Origin of the sequence: Duganella alba (assembly GCF_009674495.1) — a bacterium.
GTDB lineage: Bacteria > Pseudomonadota > Gammaproteobacteria > Burkholderiales > Burkholderiaceae_D > Rugamonas > Rugamonas alba.
In genome coordinates this window covers 408,414-428,942 of sequence record NZ_WKJN01000001.1, presented here as the reverse complement: position 1 = coordinate 428,942, position 20,529 = coordinate 408,414, and the positions used below count along the sequence as shown (strand labels likewise).

Annotated in this window: 22 protein-coding genes; 8 read left to right on the top strand and 14 right to left on the bottom strand. The window is 66.0% G+C overall.

The window, feature by feature from the left end; all coding sequences use genetic code 11:
* Window positions 1–31: 31 nt before the first annotated feature.
* The 8 genes from GJ695_RS01865 to GJ695_RS01830 all read right to left on the bottom strand — a co-directional run bounded on the left by GJ695_RS01865 (window position 32) and on the right by GJ695_RS01830 (window position 7,021).
* Window positions 32–772, bottom strand: a complete 741-nt coding sequence (locus tag GJ695_RS01865; RefSeq protein WP_229260275.1) for a Crp/Fnr family transcriptional regulator — start codon at window positions 770–772, stop codon at window positions 32–34.
* Window positions 773–774: 2 nt separating this feature from the next.
* Entirely contained in the window at window positions 775–1,473 is a 699-nt protein-coding gene (locus GJ695_RS01860; RefSeq protein ID WP_154361896.1) for a Crp/Fnr family transcriptional regulator, read from the bottom strand.
* An 11-nt stretch (window positions 1,474–1,484) separates the two neighbouring features.
* Complete coding sequence (locus tag GJ695_RS01855) at window positions 1,485–2,327, bottom strand: universal stress protein (RefSeq protein ID WP_154361895.1); 843 nt, start codon at window positions 2,325–2,327, stop codon at window positions 1,485–1,487.
* A 112-nt stretch (window positions 2,328–2,439) separates the two neighbouring features.
* On the bottom strand, window positions 2,440–3,753 hold the full coding sequence (locus tag GJ695_RS01850) for an Nramp family divalent metal transporter (RefSeq protein WP_154361894.1): 1,314 nt from the start codon (window positions 3,751–3,753) through the stop codon (window positions 2,440–2,442).
* 112 nt (window positions 3,754–3,865) lie between these two features.
* The gene (locus GJ695_RS01845) at window positions 3,866–4,585 is read right to left on the bottom strand and encodes a glycosyltransferase family 2 protein (protein WP_154361893.1); all 720 of its coding nucleotides are present in this window, start codon (window positions 4,583–4,585) and stop codon (window positions 3,866–3,868) included.
* Window positions 4,582–5,184, bottom strand: coding sequence for a class I SAM-dependent methyltransferase (locus GJ695_RS01840; protein ID WP_154361892.1), 603 nt, complete (start codon window positions 5,182–5,184; stop codon window positions 4,582–4,584). The genes GJ695_RS01845 and GJ695_RS01840 overlap by 4 nt, the downstream gene beginning before the upstream one ends.
* Window positions 5,181–6,005 (bottom strand): PIG-L deacetylase family protein, encoded by an 825-nt coding sequence (locus GJ695_RS01835; protein WP_229260274.1) that lies wholly within the window; start codon window positions 6,003–6,005, stop codon window positions 5,181–5,183. The genes GJ695_RS01840 and GJ695_RS01835 overlap by 4 nt, the downstream gene beginning before the upstream one ends.
* Window positions 5,993–7,021 carry an acyl-CoA dehydrogenase middle domain-containing protein gene (locus GJ695_RS01830; protein WP_208023341.1) on the bottom strand — a complete coding sequence of 343 codons (1,029 nt, stop codon included), beginning with the start codon at window positions 7,019–7,021 and terminating at the stop codon, window positions 5,993–5,995. The genes GJ695_RS01835 and GJ695_RS01830 overlap by 13 nt, the downstream gene beginning before the upstream one ends.
* Before the next feature lie 160 nt (window positions 7,022–7,181).
* Here GJ695_RS01830 and GJ695_RS30340 point away from each other — a divergent pair, with 160 nt between their 5' ends.
* The 4 genes from GJ695_RS30340 to GJ695_RS01815 all read left to right on the top strand — a co-directional run bounded on the left by GJ695_RS30340 (window position 7,182) and on the right by GJ695_RS01815 (window position 11,144).
* Window positions 7,182–7,316 (top strand): hypothetical protein, encoded by a 135-nt coding sequence (locus tag GJ695_RS30340; RefSeq protein WP_267874234.1) that lies wholly within the window; start codon window positions 7,182–7,184, stop codon window positions 7,314–7,316.
* Window positions 7,313–7,837 carry a (2Fe-2S)-binding protein gene (locus GJ695_RS01825; RefSeq protein WP_154361891.1) on the top strand — a complete coding sequence of 175 codons (525 nt, stop codon included), beginning with the start codon at window positions 7,313–7,315 and terminating at the stop codon, window positions 7,835–7,837. Before GJ695_RS30340 ends, GJ695_RS01825 begins: the two co-directional genes overlap by 4 nt.
* The gene (locus GJ695_RS01820; protein ID WP_154361890.1) at window positions 7,834–8,844 is read left to right on the top strand and encodes an FAD binding domain-containing protein; all 1,011 of its coding nucleotides are present in this window, start codon (window positions 7,834–7,836) and stop codon (window positions 8,842–8,844) included. The genes GJ695_RS01825 and GJ695_RS01820 overlap by 4 nt, the downstream gene beginning before the upstream one ends.
* A gap of 65 nt (window positions 8,845–8,909) precedes the next feature.
* On the top strand, window positions 8,910–11,144 hold the full coding sequence (locus GJ695_RS01815; protein WP_208023350.1) for a xanthine dehydrogenase family protein molybdopterin-binding subunit: 2,235 nt from the start codon (window positions 8,910–8,912) through the stop codon (window positions 11,142–11,144).
* Here the strand turns inward: GJ695_RS01815 and GJ695_RS01810 are convergent.
* Window positions 11,116–12,012 carry a LysR substrate-binding domain-containing protein gene (locus tag GJ695_RS01810; protein ID WP_166454992.1) on the bottom strand — a complete coding sequence of 299 codons (897 nt, stop codon included), beginning with the start codon at window positions 12,010–12,012 and terminating at the stop codon, window positions 11,116–11,118. The genes GJ695_RS01815 and GJ695_RS01810 overlap by 29 nt on opposite strands.
* Window positions 12,013–12,099: 87 nt before the next feature.
* On the opposite strand from GJ695_RS01810, the gene GJ695_RS01805 reads away from it, so the two are divergent.
* On the top strand, window positions 12,100–13,161 hold the full coding sequence (locus tag GJ695_RS01805; protein ID WP_154361889.1) for a tartrate dehydrogenase: 1,062 nt from the start codon (window positions 12,100–12,102) through the stop codon (window positions 13,159–13,161).
* On the opposite strand, the gene GJ695_RS01800 is transcribed toward GJ695_RS01805, so the two are convergent.
* A complete protein-coding gene (locus tag GJ695_RS01800; RefSeq protein ID WP_154361888.1) occupies window positions 13,154–14,449 on the bottom strand; it encodes a cation:proton antiporter in 1,296 nt (431 codons plus the stop codon). The two genes, GJ695_RS01805 and GJ695_RS01800, sit on opposite strands and share 8 nt — an antisense overlap.
* A 27-nt stretch (window positions 14,450–14,476) precedes the next feature.
* The gene (locus GJ695_RS01795) at window positions 14,477–15,037 is read right to left on the bottom strand and encodes a flavin reductase family protein (RefSeq protein WP_308491936.1); all 561 of its coding nucleotides are present in this window, start codon (window positions 15,035–15,037) and stop codon (window positions 14,477–14,479) included.
* Window positions 15,038–15,194: 157 nt separating this feature from the next.
* Here GJ695_RS01795 and GJ695_RS01790 point away from each other — a divergent pair, with 157 nt between their 5' ends.
* On the top strand, window positions 15,195–15,548 hold the full coding sequence (locus tag GJ695_RS01790; protein WP_166454991.1) for a nuclear transport factor 2 family protein: 354 nt from the start codon (window positions 15,195–15,197) through the stop codon (window positions 15,546–15,548).
* Window positions 15,548–16,234, top strand: coding sequence for a pentapeptide repeat-containing protein (locus tag GJ695_RS01785; protein WP_154361886.1), 687 nt, complete (start codon window positions 15,548–15,550; stop codon window positions 16,232–16,234). Before GJ695_RS01790 ends, GJ695_RS01785 begins: the two co-directional genes overlap by 1 nt.
* On the opposite strand, the gene GJ695_RS01780 is transcribed toward GJ695_RS01785, so the two are convergent.
* Window positions 16,231–16,776: a thioesterase family protein gene (locus GJ695_RS01780; RefSeq protein ID WP_154361885.1), complete on the bottom strand. Its 546-nt coding sequence runs from the start codon at window positions 16,774–16,776 to the stop codon at window positions 16,231–16,233. The genes GJ695_RS01785 and GJ695_RS01780 overlap by 4 nt on opposite strands.
* 102 nt (window positions 16,777–16,878) lie before the next feature.
* Between GJ695_RS01780 and GJ695_RS01775 the strand changes: the two genes are divergently transcribed.
* Window positions 16,879–17,838: a GlxA family transcriptional regulator gene (locus GJ695_RS01775; RefSeq protein WP_154361884.1), complete on the top strand. Its 960-nt coding sequence runs from the start codon at window positions 16,879–16,881 to the stop codon at window positions 17,836–17,838.
* Between the two features lie 5 nt (window positions 17,839–17,843).
* Here GJ695_RS01775 and bcaP read toward each other — a convergent pair whose 3' ends face one another.
* A complete protein-coding gene (gene bcaP / locus GJ695_RS01770) occupies window positions 17,844–19,235 on the bottom strand; it encodes a branched-chain amino acid transporter BcaP (protein WP_154361883.1) in 1,392 nt (463 codons plus the stop codon).
* 144 nt (window positions 19,236–19,379) lie between these two features.
* Window positions 19,380–20,477: a sugar diacid recognition domain-containing protein gene (locus GJ695_RS01765; RefSeq protein WP_154361882.1), complete on the bottom strand. Its 1,098-nt coding sequence runs from the start codon at window positions 20,475–20,477 to the stop codon at window positions 19,380–19,382.
* Window positions 20,478–20,529 lie beyond the last annotated feature (52 nt).

Sequence of the window (20,529 nt, the reverse complement as noted above, 5' to 3'; positions counted from 1 at the left end):
GGCCGGCGCGCCGCCGTCCCGCCGTCGTCAACTAGCAGTCGAGCGCCAGCGGCGCGCCGGCCGCCACCATCTCGACATCCTGCAGGCCGGGCAGCGTGTAGGCGCGCTGGCCCATCGCCAGCCAGCCGCGCCGGCGCAGCGCGCTGAGGCAGCGGCTGACGGTGGAGGAGGTCAATCCCAGATAATCCGCGATATCCTGGCGCGACATCGGCAGCGTCGCCCGCACCGCGCCTTGCGCCTGTTCCAGCCGGTGCAGCAGGAACTGCGCCACGCGCTGCACCGCCGAGGTGCTGCGCAACATGGCGGCGTGCTGCTGGTGGCGGGCGATGGTGCCGCTCAACAGCTGGCCGAAGGCTTCGGCGCTGCGCGGGTGGCGGTCCAGCACCGCCGTCAGCAACGTGTACGGCACGGTGGCGATCTCGCAATCGGTCAGCGCCACCGCGCCGGCATGGCGTTCCTGCTCGTTCAGCGATTCCAGTCCCACCCACGCGCCGGGGCCGAGGAACTCGATGATGTGCTGGCCGCCATCGCGGCAGTGCTGGTACAGCTTGATGTCGCCGCTGCGGATGATGTGCAGGTGCTGGTCCACCGCGTCCGACACGCGGAACAGGTGGTCGCCGCAACGCAGCTGGATGCAGCGCTGCTCCATGCAGGCCTGCTCCTCGCGGTCGGGCGGGCCGTCGTCCAGGCACAGCACGTTGAGCGGGCAGCTCTGGCAGCGGCGGCCGCTGTCCGTTGCGGAAGGCGTTGACAGGCTAAGTCGAGTGGTCATGATCAGCTTTCCACGCCGGCCGCCGTGCGCTGCAGCGCGGCCGGATCGAGCAGGGTGAGGTCGCGCCGCTGCAGCTGCACCAGGCCCTGGCGGCGGAACTGGTCCAGCAGCCGGCTGACGCATTCGGCGCTGACGCCGATGTAGCTGGCGATATCGCAGCGCGACATCGGCAGCCGGAAGCGCACCGCCGAATAGCCGTTGCTGCGGTGCGCCTGCGACAGGTTCAGCATCAGGTCGGCCATGCGCTGGCGCGAATGGGTGTGGTGCAGCAGCAGCGTGGCCTGCTGGGCGCGGCGGATTTCGCCGGCCAGCAGGGCGTGCAGGCCCAGGCGCTGCATCGGCTGGCGGCGGCCGCGGAAGGCCTGGCGGTCCCAGTCGATGACGCACACTTCGCTGTCTTCCAGCGCCACGGCGCTGGCGACGTGGCCGGTGGCGCCCAGGGTGTTCAGGCCGAGGAACTCGGGCGCCATGGCGAAGCCGATCACCTGGTCTTCGCCGCCGGGACGCGCCATCACCATCTTGAAACTGCCGGAGCGGATGCAGTAAATGCGATTCCCCGGCGATTCGCCGGCACGGTACAGGCTGTCGTGCCGGCGCACGCGCAGGCGGTGACCGGCGATCTGGTCATTGTCCGCCGTTCCCTCGCACAGGGGAAAATGGACGCAACGTTCGCAATTGCTGCGGTAGGTATCAATACGCATTTCCACTCCGTTCAATGCGCCATCAGGACGGGCAGCGTCATCGACTGCAGCACGCGGCGCGTCACGCCGCCCAGCACGATCTCGCGCCAGCGTTGATGGCCGTAGGCGCCCATCACCAGCAGGTCGGCGCCGATGTCGGCGGCCAGCGACAGCAGGGCGTTGCCGATGTCGAGGCCGGGCGGCGTGGTTTGCTGCGTCACCTCGACCGTCACGCCGTGGCGCGCCAGGTACAGGGCGATGTCGGCGCCGGGCTGCTCGCCGTGGGCGCCGTACTGGGTGTGGGCGTTGAACACCGCCAGCGTCACGCGCCTGGTCTTGCGCAGCAGCGGCAGCGCGTCGGTGACGGCGCGGGTGGCGGCGCGGCCGCCGTCCCAGGCCACCAGCGCGTGCTGGTCGATGTGGGCGTAGCGGCCGGCGTAGGGCACCAGCAGCACCGGACGGCCGCTGTGCAGCGCCAGGTGTTCGGGCAGCTTGCGCAGCAGTTCGGGACCGGTCAGTTCGGGATCGCTCTGGCTGGCGATGAGCAGGTCGGTGTAGCGGGCCTGCATCACCAGGCCGGTTTCGGCGTCGTCGTCGCTGAGGCGGCGCTCGTAGCTGGCGCCGGAGATGGCGGCGATGTCGACAAAGGAGGTCAGCGCTTCCTCGGCGCTGTCGCGGATCGACTGGACGTCGGTCGCGGCCAGCATGCCGCCGTAGGCGAAGGCGGCGTTACGGTAGATTTCCACGTCCAGGCCGGTAAAGGCCGCGCCCACCAGGTGGGCTTCGTGGCTGAGGGCGACCTGGCTGGCCAGCGCATAGCGCGGGGCGGCGTGCACGGACAGGTCGGCATGAACCAGTATATTTTTGTACGACATGATGGGCTCCTTCGTGATTGCTGTTATCAGGCTATCAAAGCTCATCGACAAATTTTATGATCTGGATCAAATTTCCCCGGATAAATTATTGCGCTGACCGGTTGACACCCATTTAGAGCCGCGATAACAAAATGCCATTTAAAGCGACGATGGCGATCATCATGGTCCACGCCAGCCAGGCCACGGGGCGCGGTGTGGCGAAGCGGCCCATGATGCCGCGCGAGCTGGTGTAGCGGATCAGCGGCCACATGGCGAACGGCAGTTGCAGGCTGAGGATCACCTGGCTCAGGATCAGCAGGCTGGTGACGCCATGGTCGCCGTAGACGATGGTGACGAACAGCGCCGGCACGATGGCGACCGCGCGCGTGATCAGGCGCCGCGCCCACGGCGGCAGTTTCATGTTGATGAATCCTTCCATGACGATCTGCCCGGCCAGCGTGGCCGTGACCGAGGAACTGAGGCCGGCCGCCAGCAGCGCCACGCCGAACAGGATGCTGGCCAGCGCGGTGCCGGTCAGCGGGCCAAGCAGCTTGTAGGCCTCCTCCAGGTCGGCCACCTGGGCGTGGCCGCTGGTATGGAACACCGCCGCCGAGGTAATCAGGATGGCGGCATTGACCAGAAAGGCCAGGCCCAGCGCCACCACCACATCGGCCGCCGCGAACGTGAGCGCCTTGCGCGTGCCGTCGTCGCTGGTGCTGAAGCGGCGGCTTTGCACGGTGGACGAATGCAGGTAGAGGTTGTGCGGCATGACCGTGGCGCCGATGATGCCGATGGCCAGATACAGCATGCCGGGATCGGTCACCGTTTGCGAGGTCGGGATAAAGCCTGCCGCCACTGCGCGCCACTCGGGCTGCGCCAGCGCCAGGTTGACGGCGAAGCAAATGAAGATCACACCCAGCAGCGCCATGACGAAGGCTTCCAGGTAGCGGAAGCCGCGCTGCTGCAGCCACAGGATGGCCAGCACGTCGAGCGCGGTGAGGATCACGCCATAGGTCAGCGGTATGCCGAACAGCAGCTTGAGGGCGATGGCGGTGCCGATCACTTCGGCCAGGTCGCAGGCGCAGATGGCTACTTCGCACAGCAGCCACTGCGCGATTGCCGAGCGGCGCGAGGAATGGCGGCGGCACAGCTGCGCCAGGTCCGCCTGCGCCACGATGCCCAGCCGCGCGGACAGGATCTGCAACAGCATCGCCATGCAGCTCGACAGGCCGATGATCCAGAGCAGGGAATACCCGTAGGCGGCGCCGCCGCCAAGGTCGGTGGCCCAGTTGCCCGGGTCCATATAGCCGACCGCCACCAGGTAGCCGGGGCCGGCGAAGCTGAGGAAGCGCCGCCACCAGGGGCCGTGACCGCGCACGCTGACGCTGCGCTGGCCGTTGGCGCCGGCCGGCGCTTCCAGTGGTGCGGTGATGACAGGTGGCGTCATGAGGACTCCTTTGCGGCCGCCGTCGGCCTGTGATGCAAGCGGGGATTGCGTGGCGGCGGCTGGCTGGCTACGTCCTGAACTGCAATGGTACGATATTTTGTGGCGTGCGGTCTTAAATTCCCGTTGCCGTCGCCGCTGCAATGCGCGCGCTTTCGGCGTAGCGCAGCAGGGTGTCGCCGAAGCCGCCGCGCGCCTTGGCGTCGCAACGCGCGCTGGTGGTCACGCGCGGCGCGGCGCTCCAGGCGAAGCGGGCGCCGTTGCGCCGCAGCGCCTCGACCAGCGCCACGTCCTCGCTGCAGGCCAGCGGTTCGAAGCCGCCGGCGCGCAGGTAGGCGGCGGCCGAAACGCCCAGGTTGGCGCCGTGGATGTGGCGGTGCCCATCGGCGTCGGTATAGCTGTTGTGGAAATGGCGGCGCAGCAGTTCGGCGTTGTCGCGGTGCGGCGACCAGTCGTCGACCGCCACCGTGCCGCACACCACATCCACGTTCAGGCTCAATTGCTGCGCCAGCCAGTTGGGCGATACCTGGGTGTCGGCGTCGGTGAAAGCCAGCCAGCGCGCGCCGTATCCCAGCATGTGGCGGGCGCCGGCGGCGCGGGTGACGCCGACGTTGCGCGCGCCGACGCACAGGTAGTCGACGGTGCAGCCGTGGTCCGACTGCGCGGCGTGGCGCGCGACGATGGCCAGCGAGTCGTCGGTGCAGCTGTCCAGTGCGACGGTGATGCGCACCGCTTCGCCGTGCAGGGCCGGATCGGCGGCGGCCACGCGGGCGGCGCGCAGGCAGGCGTCCAGGTACAGTTCTTCGTTGTGGGCGGGGATGACGATACCGATCATGGCGATACTCCTTCTCGTTGCGCCACCGAGCGCGGGCTGCGCGACCAGACGTCGAGCAGGAAGTCGCTTTCGTCGTGGCGGGCGATGCGGTGCAGGTCCGGGCAGTCGTCGAAGACGCCGTGGATGGATTCCGTGGACTGCTGGCGGTCGGCGAACGGGTGGCGCCAGTGGCACAGCAGCAGTGCGCCGTCCATGGCCAGCGTATCGATGCAGCGCTGGCGCAGCTGCTCAAGTTCGGCGGCGTTCAGGTAATAGGCCATTTCGCTGATGACGATCAGGTCGAACAGCGCGTCTGCGGGCCACTGGTGCGGAATGCGCTGGCATGCGACCGAGACGCGGCCCGGTGCGGCGCCGGCCAGGCGGTCGCGGGTCAGCTGGACGGCGGCTGGCGAAAGGTCGGTGGCGGTGATGCGGTCGGCCTGGCGCGCCAGCGCGGCGGTCAGCTCGCCGTTGCCGCAGGCCGGTTCGAAAATGTGGCGCATGTGCGGCGCAGGCAGGGAGGCCAGCAGCACGGCGCGCTTGCGCTGTTCGTACCAGCGCTGGCGCACTTGCCATGGATCGTCGCTTTGTTCGTACAACTGCTGGAAGTGGTCGGTCATGTGAAGTAGATTTCGTATGGGTGGAGCAGGCGGGCCAGCACGTGCGGCGGCAGGATCGCTTGCTGCCCGGTGGAGGGGTCGTCGTTCAATTGGGTCTGGAAGCACTGGATGGCCTGCTGCTTGCGGTGCAGCTCTTCGGCGCCGAGGTCCAGCCGGCAGGCGCGGTGCCATGGCACACGGCGGTCGCCCGGCGCGGCCCAGTGCCAGCTCCATACCGGCATTTCGATCAGCGTGGCGCGGCAGGCGCGCGCGGCCAGCGAGGCGGCCAGGCCGCAGGCTTCGTGGTCGGGATGGCCGTCCTGGCGCCAGGTGACGAACACCACGTCGCCGGAGCGCAGCAGCTGGACCAGCAGTGTGTGCAGCTGGTCCATGCTGGCGCGGACCTGGCCGTCGATCAGGCGGGCGCGCAGAATTTGCGGCGCCAGCCCCAGTGTTTGCAGGGCCGCTGCGCTTTCCTGCGGGCGCAGGCGCGCCAGGTCCGATGGCGTCAGGTTGGCCGAGCCGGGATGGCTGGAAGTACCGTCGGTGGCTGCCACCAGCACCGTTTGCGTGCCTTGCGCGTGCAGTTGTTGCAGCAGGCCGCCGCAGGCCAGCACTTCGTCGTCCGGATGCGGCGCGACGATGATGGCGCGACGGTATGGCGGCACCAGTTCGGCGACGGTGACAGGCGGCAGGGCCGCCAAGCCGCCCCACGCCTGCCAGTCGGCGTCCGGCGTGCCGCGTCCGGCGATCAGACGGTCGGACGTCTGTGGCGCCGCCTGGGCTCGGGACGTCGACTGCATGCGCGCGGTGGGGGCCTGCGGTTCGATCATAATGCCCATGGCGCTTCCTCCTGTTGTGTGAGCAGACCGCCCAGCGTGGCCAGATCGCGCTCGGCGTGGCTCTGGCGCAGGAAGACCGGCAGGTCGGCCGCCAGCCGCGCAAAGCGGGCGTCGCGGCATAGCGGTCCGGCGCCAAGTGCGCGTGTGACGTGGGTGAGAACCGTGGTTGCCGCCGCTTCCGCCGCGAGCCGCGCACGCATCGCCATCCTGCCGGCATAGGCGCCGGGCGAACGGTCGATGGAGGCGGCGGTGGCGCGCAGCAAAGCAGCAGCGGCGCCCAAGGCCACGTCCACCTCGCCCAGATGCGCCAACCGATGCGGATCGGGCTGCACCTGACCGCGCGCAGCGGCATGCAGATAAGCGGCCAGTGCCTGCGCCGCACCATACCAGCACGCCGCGATGCCGGCGCCGCCGTACCAGAATCCAGGCCGGCTGAGGTAAGCGCCGGCGTCGCCCACCGGAATCGCCGGCGCCTCGTCAAAGACGACATCCACGCTGCCGCTGGCGGCCATGCCTACCGCATGCCAGCCTTCATCCGTGACGGTGACGCCGGGGCCGCGCAGCGCCACGGCCGCCAGATGGCGTTCGCCGTCGGCGTCCTTGCAACTGACCAGCGCATGGGTGAGCGCCGAAGCGCCCGAACACCATTGCTTGCGTCCGGAGATCACCTGTTCACCTGCGCCGTTATGGCGCAACACCACGGCCGCATCCGGCGACTCCGCGCACCACACCCCCCATGCGGCGCCCGGCCGCGACGGACCATCCAGCTCCGCCAGGATCGCCAGCGCGTCGGTGTGGCCTTCATACAGCTTGACCAGCGCCAGATCATGCTGCGCGGCCAGCGCCAGGCACTGCCAGCGTTGCAGCATGGCGCCGCGCGCGGGCAGGGGAAGCTGGTCCTGGCCGGAGGCGATCAGCTGCGCCAGCTGCTCGCCCGGCGACTGCTGCGGGTCCAGTTGCGCCAGCGCCTGGGCCAGCGTATGCGCCGATGCGTAAGGGAGACGGTCGATTTCCATGCGGTTTCCTGATTGTTTGGGCCATCATGGGCCGACGTGGCTGACGCTGTCTGTTAAGCCACGCACGCACTGGCGCGGCGGCCCGGTGGTGCAATGCCGCACATACGCTCTATGGGGCATGCGGCATGCTGGCATCTCACAACAGGAAGGATGTCCGCCCATGAGCGACTGGCTCGATTTGCTGCAATGGCCCGCCATGGTCATCACCGTACTGGCGGGACTGCTGGTGGGCTCCAGGTCGCCGCTGCGCGTGACCAATGTGCGGGGCATCCTGAAAAACGAACAAGGAGCATGATGAATTCCACCTACCCAGTGCGCCTGCAGCTCAACGGCGAATCCCGGCAATTTGAAGTTGAAGCGTGGGTCTCGCTGCTGGACCTGCTGCGCGAACGCGCCGGCCTGACCGGCACCAAGAAGGGCTGCGACCACGGCCAGTGCGGCGCCTGCACGGTGCTGGTCGGCGGCAAACGCATCAACGCCTGCCTGACGCTGGCGGTGATGCAGGACGGCCGCGAGGTCACCACCGTCGAAGGGCTGGCGGACGGCCAGCAGCTGCATCCGCTGCAGCAGGCCTTCATCACGCACGACGCCTTCCAGTGCGGCTACTGTACGCCGGGCCAGCTGTGTTCCGCCGTCGGCTTGATGAACGAAGGCCAGGCGCGGACGGTGGCCGAGGTACGCGAGCTAATGAGCGGGAATATCTGCCGCTGCGGCGCTTATCCGGGCATCGTCGCCGCCGTCACCGAGGTGATGGGCCTGGCGCAGCGCGAGGACGATCCGGATCGCCCCTATCAGCCTGGGACGGTGCCGGCATGAATCCGATCACCTATTTCCGCCCGGCCGACGCCAGCGAGGCCCTGGCCCACGCCGACGTCGGCGCCCGCTTCATCGCCGGCGGCACCAATCTTGTCGACCTGATGAAGGAATTCGTCATGCGGCCGGCCGCCCTGATCGACATCAACGGGCTGCCGCTGGATGCGATTGCGCCAGGCGCCAACGGCGGCCTGCTGCTGGGCGCCACGGCCCGCAACGCCGACACGGCCTACCATCCGCTGGTGCGTACCGGTTATCCGCTGCTGACCGCCGCCCTCCTGGCCGGCGCCTCGCCGCAGATACGCAACATGGCCAGCAACGGCGGCAACCTGCTGCAACGCACGCGCTGCCATTACTTCTACGACGTCGCCACACAGTGCAATAAACGCCAACCGGGCAGCGGCTGTTCGGCCATCGGCGGACTGACGCGCCAGCACGCCATCCTCGGCGCCAGCGAGCATTGTATCGCCGTGCATCCGTCGGACATGTGCGTGGCGCTGGCGGCGCTGGGCGCGATAGTCCACGTGCGCTCGGCTTCCGGCGAAAGGCAGATCGATTTCGCCGACTTCCACCGCCTGCCGGGCGACCAGCCGGAGCGTGACACCACGCTGGCTGCCGGCGAACTGATTACACACATCGAACTGCCGCCCGCCGCGCAATTCGCCGCACATTCGGCCTACCTGAAGATACGCGACCGCGCATCGTATGCGTTTGCGCTGGTGTCGGTGGCCGCGATGCTGGACATCGGCGACGACGGCGTCGTGCGCGATGCGCGTCTGGCATTGGGCGGCGTGGCGCACAAGCCGTGGCGCGTCCCAGCGGCCGAAGCGCTGCTGGTCGGCCATCCGGCGACCGCGGAGCACTTCGCCCGCGCCGCCGATGCCTTGCTGGCGGGCGCACAAGGACAGGGCGAGAACGATTTCAAGATAACGCTGGCGCACCGCGCCGTGGTGCGCGCGCTGGAGCAGGCCGCCGCCGGCACGCATGACAACACAGGGAGCAACACGTGACCGATCTGATTGAAGAACTCCGCACGCCGTCCGCGGACCTGGGAACTGGCGCGGTCAGCATCGGCATGGCCGTTTCGCGCGTGGATGGCCGCGATAAGGTGACCGGGCAGGCGCGCTACGCTGCCGAGTATCCGGCCGACGACCTGCTGTACGGCGTCGTTGTCAGCGGCACGATACCGAAAGGCCGCATCCGGTCCATCCGCACCGACGAGGCGCTGGCGGTGCCTGGCGTGGTGGAGGTCATCACGCACCTGAACCGGCCGCGCATCCGGTCGTTCGACATCTTCTACAAGGACATGACGGCGCCGGGCGGCTCGCCGTTCCGGCCGCTGTACGACGAGCAGATCGTCTACAGCGGCCAGCCGGTGGCGCTGGTGGTGGCGGAGTCGTTCGAGGCGGCGCGCTATGCGGCGCGGCTGGTGGCGGTGGACTACGCCGCCGAGCCGCATGCCACCTCGCTGACCGAGAATCGTGGCCGCGCCTACAAGCCCAGTCGCATGAAGGCCGGCTTCTCGCCGCCGCCGTCCCCCAAAGGCCATGCCGACGAGATGTGGGACAGGGCCGACATCAAGATCGAGGGCGAATATTACAGCGGCGTGGAACACCATAATCCGATGGAGCTGTTCGCCAGCACCGTGATCCGCGGCGCCGACGGCCACCTGACCATCTACGACAAGACGCAAAGCTCGCAGAACAGCCGCTGGTACGTGTCGCACGTGTTCGGACTGGCCAAGGACAAGGTCACGGTGCGCAATCCGTATGTGGGCGGCGCCTTCGGCTCCGGCCTGCGCCCGCAGTACCAGCTACCGCTGGCGGTGATGGCGGCCTTGCAGCTGGAACGCTCGGTGCGCGTGGTGCTGACGCGGCAGCAGATGTTTACCTTCGGGCACCGGCCCGAGACCTTGCAGCGCGTGCGCCTGGCCGCAGATCCTGATGGTACGCTGACATCCATCATCCATGAGGCGGTGGCGGAAACCTCGCGTATCGAAGATTACGTCGAGGTGGTGGTCAACTGGTCCGGCGAACTGTATAAGTGCGAGCATGTGCGGCTTGGCTATCAGCTGGTCGATCTCGATCACGCCAGCCCGATGGACATGCGGGCGCCCGGCGCCGCACACGGCGTGCATGCGCTGGAAGTGGCGATGGACGAATTGTCGTATGCGCTGAAAATGGACCCGCTGGCGCTGCGCCTGAAAAACTACGCGGAGATGGATCCGTCCCGTGGCCTGCCATATTCCACCAAGGAGCTGCGCGCCTGCTATGAACAGGGGGCGGCGCGCTTTGGCTGGGAAAAACGGCCGCTGGAACCCGGCACGATGCGTGAAGGCCGGGAGCTGATCGGCTGGGGCATGGCGACCGGCATGTGGGATGCGATGCAGATGTTCGCGCGCGCCAGCGCCGTGCTGCATGCGGACGGCACGCTGGTGGTCAGCAGCGCAGCCACCGACATCGGCACCGGGACCTATACGGCGATGAGCATCATCGCGGCCGACGCGATGGGGCTGCCGCTGGAGAATGTGCGCTTCCAGCTCGGCGATTCGACCTTGCCGGTGGCGCCGATCGAGGGCGGCTCGTCGCACGTGGCGACGGTGGGGTCGGCGGTGCAGGGCGTGTGCGAAAAGCTGCAGAAGAAGCTGTTCAAGCTGGCGCAAAAGCTGCCCGATTCGCCGCTGGCGAAAGCGCGCTTTGCCGACATCGAGTTTTCCGGCGGCGCGCTGCGGGTGTCGTCGCAGCCGGGAGTTGAGGTTGCACTGGCCGACATCATGGCTGGTAGCGGCAACCAGCGACTCGAAGAAAAGTACCTGATGCTGCCGAATATGCTCAAGCAGATGAAGTACCAGCGCTCCACCCACTCGGCGGTGTTCTGCGAAGTCCGCGTCGATCCGGAATTGGGCACGGTGCGCGTGACGCGCGTGGTCAGCGCCATCGCGGCCGGCCGCATCATCAACGCCAAGACGGCGCGCAGCCAGATCATCGGCGGCGTGGTGTGGGGCATCAGCCAGGCGCTGCACGAGGAGACGCATTGCGATCACAGGCTGGGGCGTTTCATGAACCACAACCTGGGCGAGTACCACGTCTCTGTCAATGCCGACGTCCACGATATCGATGTGCTGTTCGTGCAGGAGGATGACCGCATCGTCAGCCGCATCGGCGCCAAAGGCGTGGGCGAGATTGGCCTGGTCGGCGTATCGGCGGCCATCTGCAACGCGATTTACCACGCCACCGGCCGCAGGGTGCGCAGTACGCCGATCACGCCGGACAAGGTGATGGCTATCTCCGCGCCAGCTGCTGCTCCATGAACTCCACGCAGACGCGCACCTTGGCGGAACCGGCAAGCCGTTGCGGGTAGACCGCCCAGACATTGGCGCTCTGCGTGTACTGCGGCAGCACCTGCACCAGCTCTCCGCTGTCCAGGTGCGGCTGCGCGTCCCAGTGCGACCGCAGCACGATGCCGGCGCCGGCCACCGCCCATTGCAGCGCGATCTCGCCGTGGTTGGAGGACAGTGATCCGGTGACTTTCACGGTTTCCTCCGTGCTGCCGCTGCGCAGTGGCCAGACGCCGAAGGGCAGGTCGCGCTCCTTGATCGCCAAGCAGTTGTGGCCCGCAAGTTCCTGCAGGCTGCGCGGTATTCCGTGCCGCTTCAGATACGCCGGCGAGGCGCACAGGATGCGGTGGTTCGCCATCAGTTTGCGGGCGATCAGGTGCGGCGCGATCTCGTCGCCAACGCGGATGTCGAGGTCAAAGCCTTCGGCCACGATATCGACCAGGCGGTCGAACACTTCGAAGCGCACTTGCAGCGAGGGATGTTCTGCGACCAGCCGCGCCACCACCGGCGCCACCACGTTGCGGCCGAAGCCGAAGCTGCTGCTGATGCGCAGCAGGCCGCGCGGCACGTCGCGCCGTTCGGCCACTTCGTGCAGCAGGCTGTCGAGATTTTCCAGAATGGTCATCGCGTGGGCGTAGACACGTTCGCCGTCCTCGCTGACCACGACGCGGCGCGTGGTGCGGTGGAACAGGCGCACGCCCAGCATCTGTTCCAGGATGGCGATGCGCTTGCTGACGTAGGCCGGCGACATGCCCAGCTCCTCGGCCGCCGCCGCAAAGCTGGCCTTGCGCGCTGCGGTCGCAAACACGCGCAGGTCTTCGTTGTCGATATGATTATCCACGCTTCGTGTTCCATCGCTTTACATTTCAGGTGATTATAAACGACGTAAATCGGTTTATGCTGTGGTTTTCCAGGAAGGGGAGCGGACATGAAAGTACATAAAATCGCAGTGCTGGCAGGCGATGGCATCGGCAAGGAGGTCATGCCGGAGGGGATACGCGCAGTGGAGGCGGCGGCAAAGCGCTTCAATATCGGCATCGAATGGACCACATTCGAATGGCCGAGCTGCGAATATTATCTGGAGCACGGCAAGATGATGCCGGATGACTGGAAGGAGCAGCTGAATGGCTACGACGCTCTGTTCTTCGGCGCGGTCGGCTGGCCGGATACGGTGCCGGACCACGTGTCGCTGTGGGGATCGCTGCTGAAGTTCCGCCGCCAGTTCGATCAGTACATCAATCTGCGCCCGGTGCGCCTGCTGCCCGGCGTGCCTTGCCCGCTTGCGAACAAGAAGCCCGGCGACATCGATATGTACATCGTCCGCGAGAACACGGAAGGCGAATATTCCAGCGTCGGCGGCCGCATGTTCGAAGGCACGGACCGCGAGTTCGTGCTGCAGGAAGCCATCTTCACCCGCACCGGCGTGGACCGCGTGCTGAAGTTTGCGTTTGAACTGGCGCAGAAGCGGCCGAAGAAGCATCTGACCTCGGCCACCAAGTCCAACGGCATTTCGATCAGCATGCCGTACTGGGACGAGCGCGTCGATGCGATGGGGCTGAACTATCCGGAAATCAAACATGACAAGTACCACATCGATATCCTGGCCGCGCGCTTCGTGCTGTCGCCGGAGCGCTTCGATGTGGTGGTGGCGTCCAACCTGTTTGGCGACATCCTGTCCGACCTGGGACCGGCGTGTGCGGGCACCATCGGCATTGCGCCGTCGGCCAACCTGAATCCGGAGCGTCGCTTCCCGTCGCTGTTCGAACCGGTGCACGGCTCGGCGCCGGACATCTACGGCCAGAATATCGCCAATCCGATCGCCATGATCTGGTGCGGCGCGATGATGCTGGACTTCCTTGGCTATACCGAGGCGCACGATGCCATGGTGTCCGCCGTGGAGCGCTGCCTGGTCGACGGTCCGCGCACGCCGGACATGGGCGGCACGGCCAGCACCACGGAAGTGGGCATGGCCATCGCGGCGATCATTTAGTATCGATCAGCGGCTTGACGCTAAAGCCGTGCACCAGTATCGAGAGCATGATGACGCCCAGCGCGATGCCGGTCAGCTGCCTGGCGATGTTGGGCGGCAGGCCGGCTTCAATCGCATAGACCAGGTAGAAGATGGAGCCGATGCCGCGCACGCCGAACCAGCCGATCATCGCCCGCATGCGCTTGCCGACGCCGCTGCCCATCAGGCCAACGTAGACCGACAGCGGCCGCGCCACCACGAACAGGAAGGCGGCGACGCCAATGGTTTCGTAGGGCAGGTCGCGCAGCGAAATCATGCCGCCCAGGAGCAGCACCAGCGTCAGTTCGGACAGGCGTTCCAGGTGCTCCTTGAACACCAGCGACTCGTTACTGACCACCAGCGGCACGCCTTCGGTTTCGTCGGATTTTGCGGCCTCGGACTTGGCCATGTCCGGCTCGCGCAGGCCTTGCTTGTCTTTCGGTGCGCCGGCCAGTTTCAATTCCGTCTGGCGCAACGCCACGGCGGCGAAGAACACGGCCAGGAAGCCGGAAGCCTTCATCAGGCTGGCCAGGGCGAACACCACCGCGATCAGGCCCAGGGCCACCAGGTCGTCCATGATGTCGTGGCGGGGCGTCATCACGCGCAGGCGCCAGCTCAGGCGCGCCAGTCCCGCGCCGGCAGCCACGCCGACCAGCAGCGCGCCTGCCGTGGCCCACAGCACATCGACCAGCAGCCAATGGATCAGGTGTTCGTTGACGTTGCCGGCTTCGCTCATGTGCAGCATGGCGAGACCCAGCAGCACGAACGGGAAGGCGCTGCCGTCGTTCATGCCGGCCTCGCAGGTCAGGTTGAAGCGCAACTGGTCCTTGTCGCCGGCATGGCGCACCTGGACATCGGTGGCCAGCACCGGATCGGTCGGGGCGAGTATGCCGCCCAGCAGAACGGCGGCGCCGGCCGGCAGGTGCAGCACATAGTAGGCGAACAGCGCCACCAGTCCCACCGTCAGCGCCATCGACAGCCAGGCCAGGCGCAACGGCGCGCTCCAGCGTTCCAGCGTGAACGGCACCGGCATCTTGACGCCGGCGGAGAACAGGGAAATCAGCAGCGCCACCTGGGCCAGCATTTCCAGCGGTCCGGATTCCTTGGTCGGGTCGAAGCTGAACAGATTGAGCGCGCTTGGTCCCAGCAGCATGCCGACCGCCAGATAGACGATGGCGGAGGTGAACGGCGAGCGTGAAATCGTCGCCGCCGCCAGGCCGCGCGCCAGCATCAGTGCGCCGATCAGCAGGAACCATTCGTTGGTGTTCATGCTGTCTCCTCGGCCGCAGTGCGGGCTTTAGCGGCGCTGGTTGGGATAGCGCTCAAGCGTGGCGATTTCGCGGCCGGAAACCATGAATTCACCATCGCCCCGGTAGTGCAGCGTTTTCGGCAGCCTGGGCGTGGTGGCGACGTGGGCGCGCACCACTTCCCAGACGAACAGCGGGTGATTGGGGTTCGGCTTGGCGTCCGCCAGCCGGCATTCGAAGCTGGCGTAGCATTCGGCGATCAGCGGTGCGGCGACTTCTTCGCCCGGCAGGGCGGTCAGGCCGAACAGCGAGAATTTGTCGGTGTTGGCGCCGCTGCAGTTGCCAATGCCGATGACCTGTTCCAGCAGGTCGGCGGTGGGCAGGTTGATCACGCATTCGCCGCTGCTGACCACCATGTCGTAACTATGGTTGCTTTCGTCGATGTAGCAGCCGAACAGCGCCGGCGTAAAGCCGATCATCATGTGCCAGCCCATGGTCATGATGTTGGTCCTGCCCTGCCATGCTGAACTGACCAGCACCACCGGGCCTGGCTCCAGCAGGCGGCGGATGTTGGCCACGTCGTAAGGCTGCTTGCGATATTTTTTCATCATGCGGTTCAGAATAAGAGGATTTCTTCAAGAAGTCTGTGGGATAGGGCACGGTGGAGCGGTTATACTCTTCGGCACCATGAAAAAAATCCTGTTTCTCCTCTGCGGCGCGCTCCCATTACTGGCTTCGGCAGCGCCTCGCCTGCCCGCCGAGGCGCTGATGGCGCGTGACGCGCAGTACGAAGAAGCGCTGCGCGTCGGCGACCTGCCTTTCCTGCGCACGCTGCTGGCGGATGACTATGTGTGGGTGCATACCCTCGGCTCCGAAATCGAAACGCGCACCAGCCTGTTGGCACGGCTGGAAAAGCCGGTGATCTACAAGTCCCGCACCACCAGCGACGTGCATGCGCACGTGCAGGGCGACACGGTCGTGCTGCGCGGCGTGAGCACCACCGAGCAGTGGAACGCGGATGGCAAGACTTCGCGCAGCAACCGCTACCAGTTTATGCGCACCTATGTGAACGTGGCCGGCGAGTGCAAGCTGCTGTCGGTACAAACGATGAATCTGAAGTGATGGAACAATCGAATACGAACGCCGTCTCCGGCGTGGCGCTGTCGCGCGCCGAACTGGAAGAGCACCTGGCGCAGGGCGTGCGCCGCTTTGAGGGATGCGCCTTCGACGATGAGGATCTGTCGCGCCTCGACCTGCAAGGCTGCACTTTCGAGCGCTGCACCTTTGCCGGCGCCACGCTGTTCGCCTGCAAGCTGGCGCGCTCGCACTGGCTGCGTTGCCGCGCCGGCGGCATCGATCTGGAATCGGTTGATGCGGTCGATGCGCGCTTTGAGGGCTGCGACCTGAATAACGCCAAATGGCGCCGCGCCAAGCTGGCGTCCGCCGCTTTCCACGGCTGCAAACTGACCGGCGCATCGTTCGAGGAGGTGGCGCACCTGGGCATCCATTTCGAGGAATGTCTGCTGGTGGGCGCCGACATGCGCGGCTTCTCGTTCCGCAAGGCGACCTTGAAGGAGCTGGATTTTTCGGACGCCTATCTGTCCGGCTGCGATTTCCGCGATGCGGTGTTCGAAGGCGGCAGCCTGCGCAACGCGGTGCTCAAGCTGGCCAAGTTGCAGGGCGCGGATCTGCGCGGCGCCAACATCGAAGGCATCAAGTTGACCGAGGGCGGCCTGTTCAAGGGCGCCATCATCTCGCACGCGCAGGCGGCCAGCTTCCTGCGCGAACTGGATCTGGTGGTGGTTTAGTTTTTCGCTTCTTCCTCGCGCAGCTGCTGGCTCATGCCGTCGCAGCTGTCCGACCAGGTTGACAGCCAATCGGGCAGCGGCGGCGACTGCTCGGGCACGCCGAGGTCACGCACGATGTCGGCGGGCCGCACCGTGCCTTTGGATGAGCGGAACACGCCGCGCATCACCACCACGCCGGCCACGCGGCCATCCTTGACGAAGCGGTGTTCGAGGAAGCTCCATTTTTCATCCCATCCCAGCATGCGGGTGTGGAGTTCGAACGTTTCGAACACCTTCAGCTCGCGGCGGAACTTGCCCCAGGCGTCGCCGACGATGGGCACGGCCTTGTGGCGCAGCGCGGTGCGGAAGGCGCCGGTCTTCAGCACGTAGTCCATGCGGCCGATGTCGGCCAGCGTGAAGTAGCGGCCGTTGGTGACGTGGCGGTTCAGATCCAGGTCCAGCGGCCAGACGCGCATGCGCACCACGGTGGTGGAAAATGGATCGGCGCTTTTGCGCCACGGACGCTTCAACAGCATCCAGAACAGTCGAAACCAGAGATTCATAGTGTACAGGTGAGTAGATCGAGTAGAGGACAGCCACCACTATAGGGGATGCGGTTCTGGTAAGGTAGGTGCGGAAATGACTTTTTTCATGCGAAATCCGCCATGCACATCACCTTGCTGTTTGCCGACCAGTGTTCGGCCGCCAGCGCCACCACGGCGCTGGAATTGCTCACCGCCGCCAACCTGTTTGCCGCGGAGCCGGTGTTTGAGGTCCTCACGGCCTCGCTGGACGGCAGACCGGTCGCCACGCTGCGCGGCCAGACCTTGCAGGCTGAAGCCGCGCTGGACAACATCGATCACACCGATCTGGTGCTGATCCCCGGTTTTCTGTTCACGTTGCGCGAAGCTTTGCCCGGCTTCGCGCGCTATGCGGACTGGCTGCGCAAACAACATGCGCAAGGCGCGGTGCTGGCGACGATGTGCACCGCTACCTTCATGCTGGCCGAAACCGGGCTGCTGTCCGGCGCGCGCGCCACTACCCACTGGGCCTTCGCGGACCTGTTCCGCAAACGCTATCCCGATGTGCGCATGGACGAGCGCGAAACGCTGTGCGAAGACAACCGCTTCATCACCAGCGGCGGCGCCAGCGCGGCCATGGATCTGCTGCTGCATCTGATACGGCGTTACGGTTCATTGGATCTGGCGCAGAAGTGCAGCCGCTATCTGCTGATCGATAACGCGCGCAGCGCGCAGTCGGTGTATGTGTTGTGGTCCATGCCCAAGAGCCATGGCGATGCCGAGATCCTGCGGGTGCAGAACTGGCTGGAGGAGCATTACGATCAGCCGCTGTCTATTGATGAACTGGCGCCGCGTTTCGGTTTCGGCGTGCGCAATTTCACGCGGCGATTTAAGGAAGCCACCGGCTACACGCCGCTGGCCTACCTGCAGACGCTGCGCCTGGAGAAGGCCAAGCATCTGCTGGAGTCCACCCGCATGAGCCTTGACAGCATCACCTTCAAGGTGGGCTATGAGGACAGCAATTCATTCCGCCGCCTGTTCCAGCAGCGGGTGGGACTGCTGCCCGCGTCGTACCGGAAGAAATTCCAGCTGCGGGCAGCGTAGGGGACTTACTTGTTGAGCAGCGAGTGCTTGCGGGCGTAGCCGAAATAGACCGCCAGGCCGATCACCAGCCAGATGCCGAAGGCAACCCAGGTGACCCAGCTCAGGTAGCACATCAGCGTGACGCAGAAGATCACCGCCAGCGCAGGCACCACCGGCACGCCCGGGCAACGGAAGGCGCGTTTCAGGTCAGGGCGTTTCTTGCGCAGGATAACGACGGCGATCGACACCAGCGAGAAGGCCGCCAGCGTGCCGATGTTAACCAGTTCGCTCAACACGTTCAGCGGCACCACGGCGGCCATCAGGCCGAAGACGATACCGACGATCCAGGTGGCGAGGAACGGCGTCTGGAAGCGCGGGTGCACTTTCGACAGGCGTTTCGGCAGCAGGCCGTCGCGCGACATGGCGAAGATGATGCGGGTCTGGCCGTAGGCCATCACCAGGATCACGGTGGTCATGCCAAGGATCGCGCCCAGGTCGACGAAGCCGGCGAACCAGTTTTCACCCGCCTTTTGCAGCGCCAGCGTGACCGGGTGGTCGATGCCGAGGAACTCTTTATAGGGCACGATGCCGGTCATGATGGCCGAGACGATCACGTACAGAATCGTGCAGCCTGCCAGCGAACCGATGATGCCGATCGGCAGATCGCGTTCCGGACGTTTGACTTCTTCCGCCGCCGAGGTCACGGCGTCGAAGCCGATGAAGGCGAAGAACACCAGCGCCGAGGCGCCCAGCATGCCGTTGACGCCATACGGCATGAACGGGTGCCAGTTGGCCGGCGTGACGTGACGCGCGCCGACGAAGATAAACAGCAGCACCACGCTGATCTTGATGACCACCATGATGTTGTTGACGCGCGCCGATTCACGCACGCCGATGCTCAACATGGCGGTCAGCAGCAGCATGATGCACAACGCCGGCAGGTTGATCAGCGTATGCACGCCGGGCAGGGCGCCGGGCGCCGCGGTGAGTTCCACCGGCAGGTGGATGCCGAAACCGGAGATCAGCGACTGGAAGTAGCCCGACCAGCCGACCGACACGGCCGACGTGGCCAGGCCGTATTCCAGCAGCAGGTCCCAGCCGATCATCCACGCGGCCAGTTCGCCCAGCGTGGCATAGGAGTAGGTGTAGATGGAGCCGGCCACCGGAACGGTGGAGGCGAATTCCGCGTAGCACAGCGCGGCGAAACCACAGGCGATGGCGGCCACCACGAACGACAAGGTCAGCGCCGGGCCGGCGGTGACAGCGCCCGTACCGGTCAGCACGAAGATGCCAGTGCCGACGATGGCGCCGATGCCCATCAAGATCAGGTCGAAAGGACCCAGTACCTTTGCCAGGCCACCGGGCTTGCCGGCGTTGGCGATCATTTCATCCAGATTCTTCGTTCTAAAAATACTCAAAATAGCTCCAGTGCTTTTTGTGTTTTATCGTGTGGCCCAAGGCCGGCCTTGTGGGCTGCTATTTGGGCAAGCGGGAATAATACAGCAAGTTTTACGCATTTCCGAGCCTGTTGTTTTATGTGTATAAGATGGCTTCATTCAGTTTCATTGACTGGACAAGAGCACGGAAATGTAGAGCAGAAAACGGTCTTCCAGCCGCGCCAGATCGAGGCCCGTGATATCGCCGATGCGGCGCAGGCGGTAGTCCAGCGTGTTGCGGTGGATGTGCAGCGCTTCGGCGGTGGCGGCCGGGTGGCCGTCGTGGGCGAACCAGGCTTCCAGTGTGCGCTGCAACATATCCTTGTTCTTGCCGAGCTTTTCGATCGGCGCGCGCAGCTGCGCCGACTGCCATCCGGTGTTCAGGCCGGCGAGCAGCACAGGCAGCGAGTGGTCGTAGTAACTGTGCAGGCGGCGCTGCGGATGGCGGCTGCGACCGATGCGCGCCGCCGTCTTGGCGCTTTGGTAGGAAGTGGCCACGCCGCCGATGCCCTGCAGCGCGATGCCCATGGTGAGCGTGTGCGGCTGCGGGCAGATTTCGCGCAGGATGGCGGCCAGCGCGTGCAGCTGCCGGTCATGGCCGGCGCCGTCGAGAAAATCGAGGATCGCCAGTTCGTGCGGGCCTGCCGCCGCCGTCAGCGCCGACGGCACGCGGGTTTGCAGGCGCAGTTGCAGCGCCTGCAGGTCGGCCTCGTCGACTTCCAGCAGATAGACGGCGTGGCTGCGTTCGAAGTTGACGCCGAGGCGGTGCGCCCATGCGCCGAGGTCCGCCGTGCTGGCGTGTTCACCGTTGATCAGGTTGAGGACGAAGGCTTCGCGGTAGCGCGAATCGCGCTGCAGTTCGCCCGTTAACTGGGCCTGTTCGAGGATCATTTCGGCGGTCAAGCGTACCAGTTCGCCGAACTGGCGCACGTCGTCCGGTGCGCCACTGAGGCCTACCGCGCCGCACAATTGTCCGTGCACCGTCAGCGGCAAATTGATGCCCGGCTGGGCGCCGTGCAGGTTTTTGGCGCTGGCGTCGTCGATTTCCACCGTCAGTTTCTTGGCCAGCGCCAGCAGGGCGCCGGCATGCAGCTCGCCGATGCGGGCCGGATTGCCGCTGGCGATGATGCTGCCGTTGGCGTCCATGACGTTGACGTTATAGGGGATGATGCGCATGGTGCGGGTAACGATATCCTGCGCCAGCTCCGTGCTGAGTATGTCCATGGCGCCTATTTTAGTGCATCCGCCCAATAATTGAGGAGGCGATGCGGCCAGA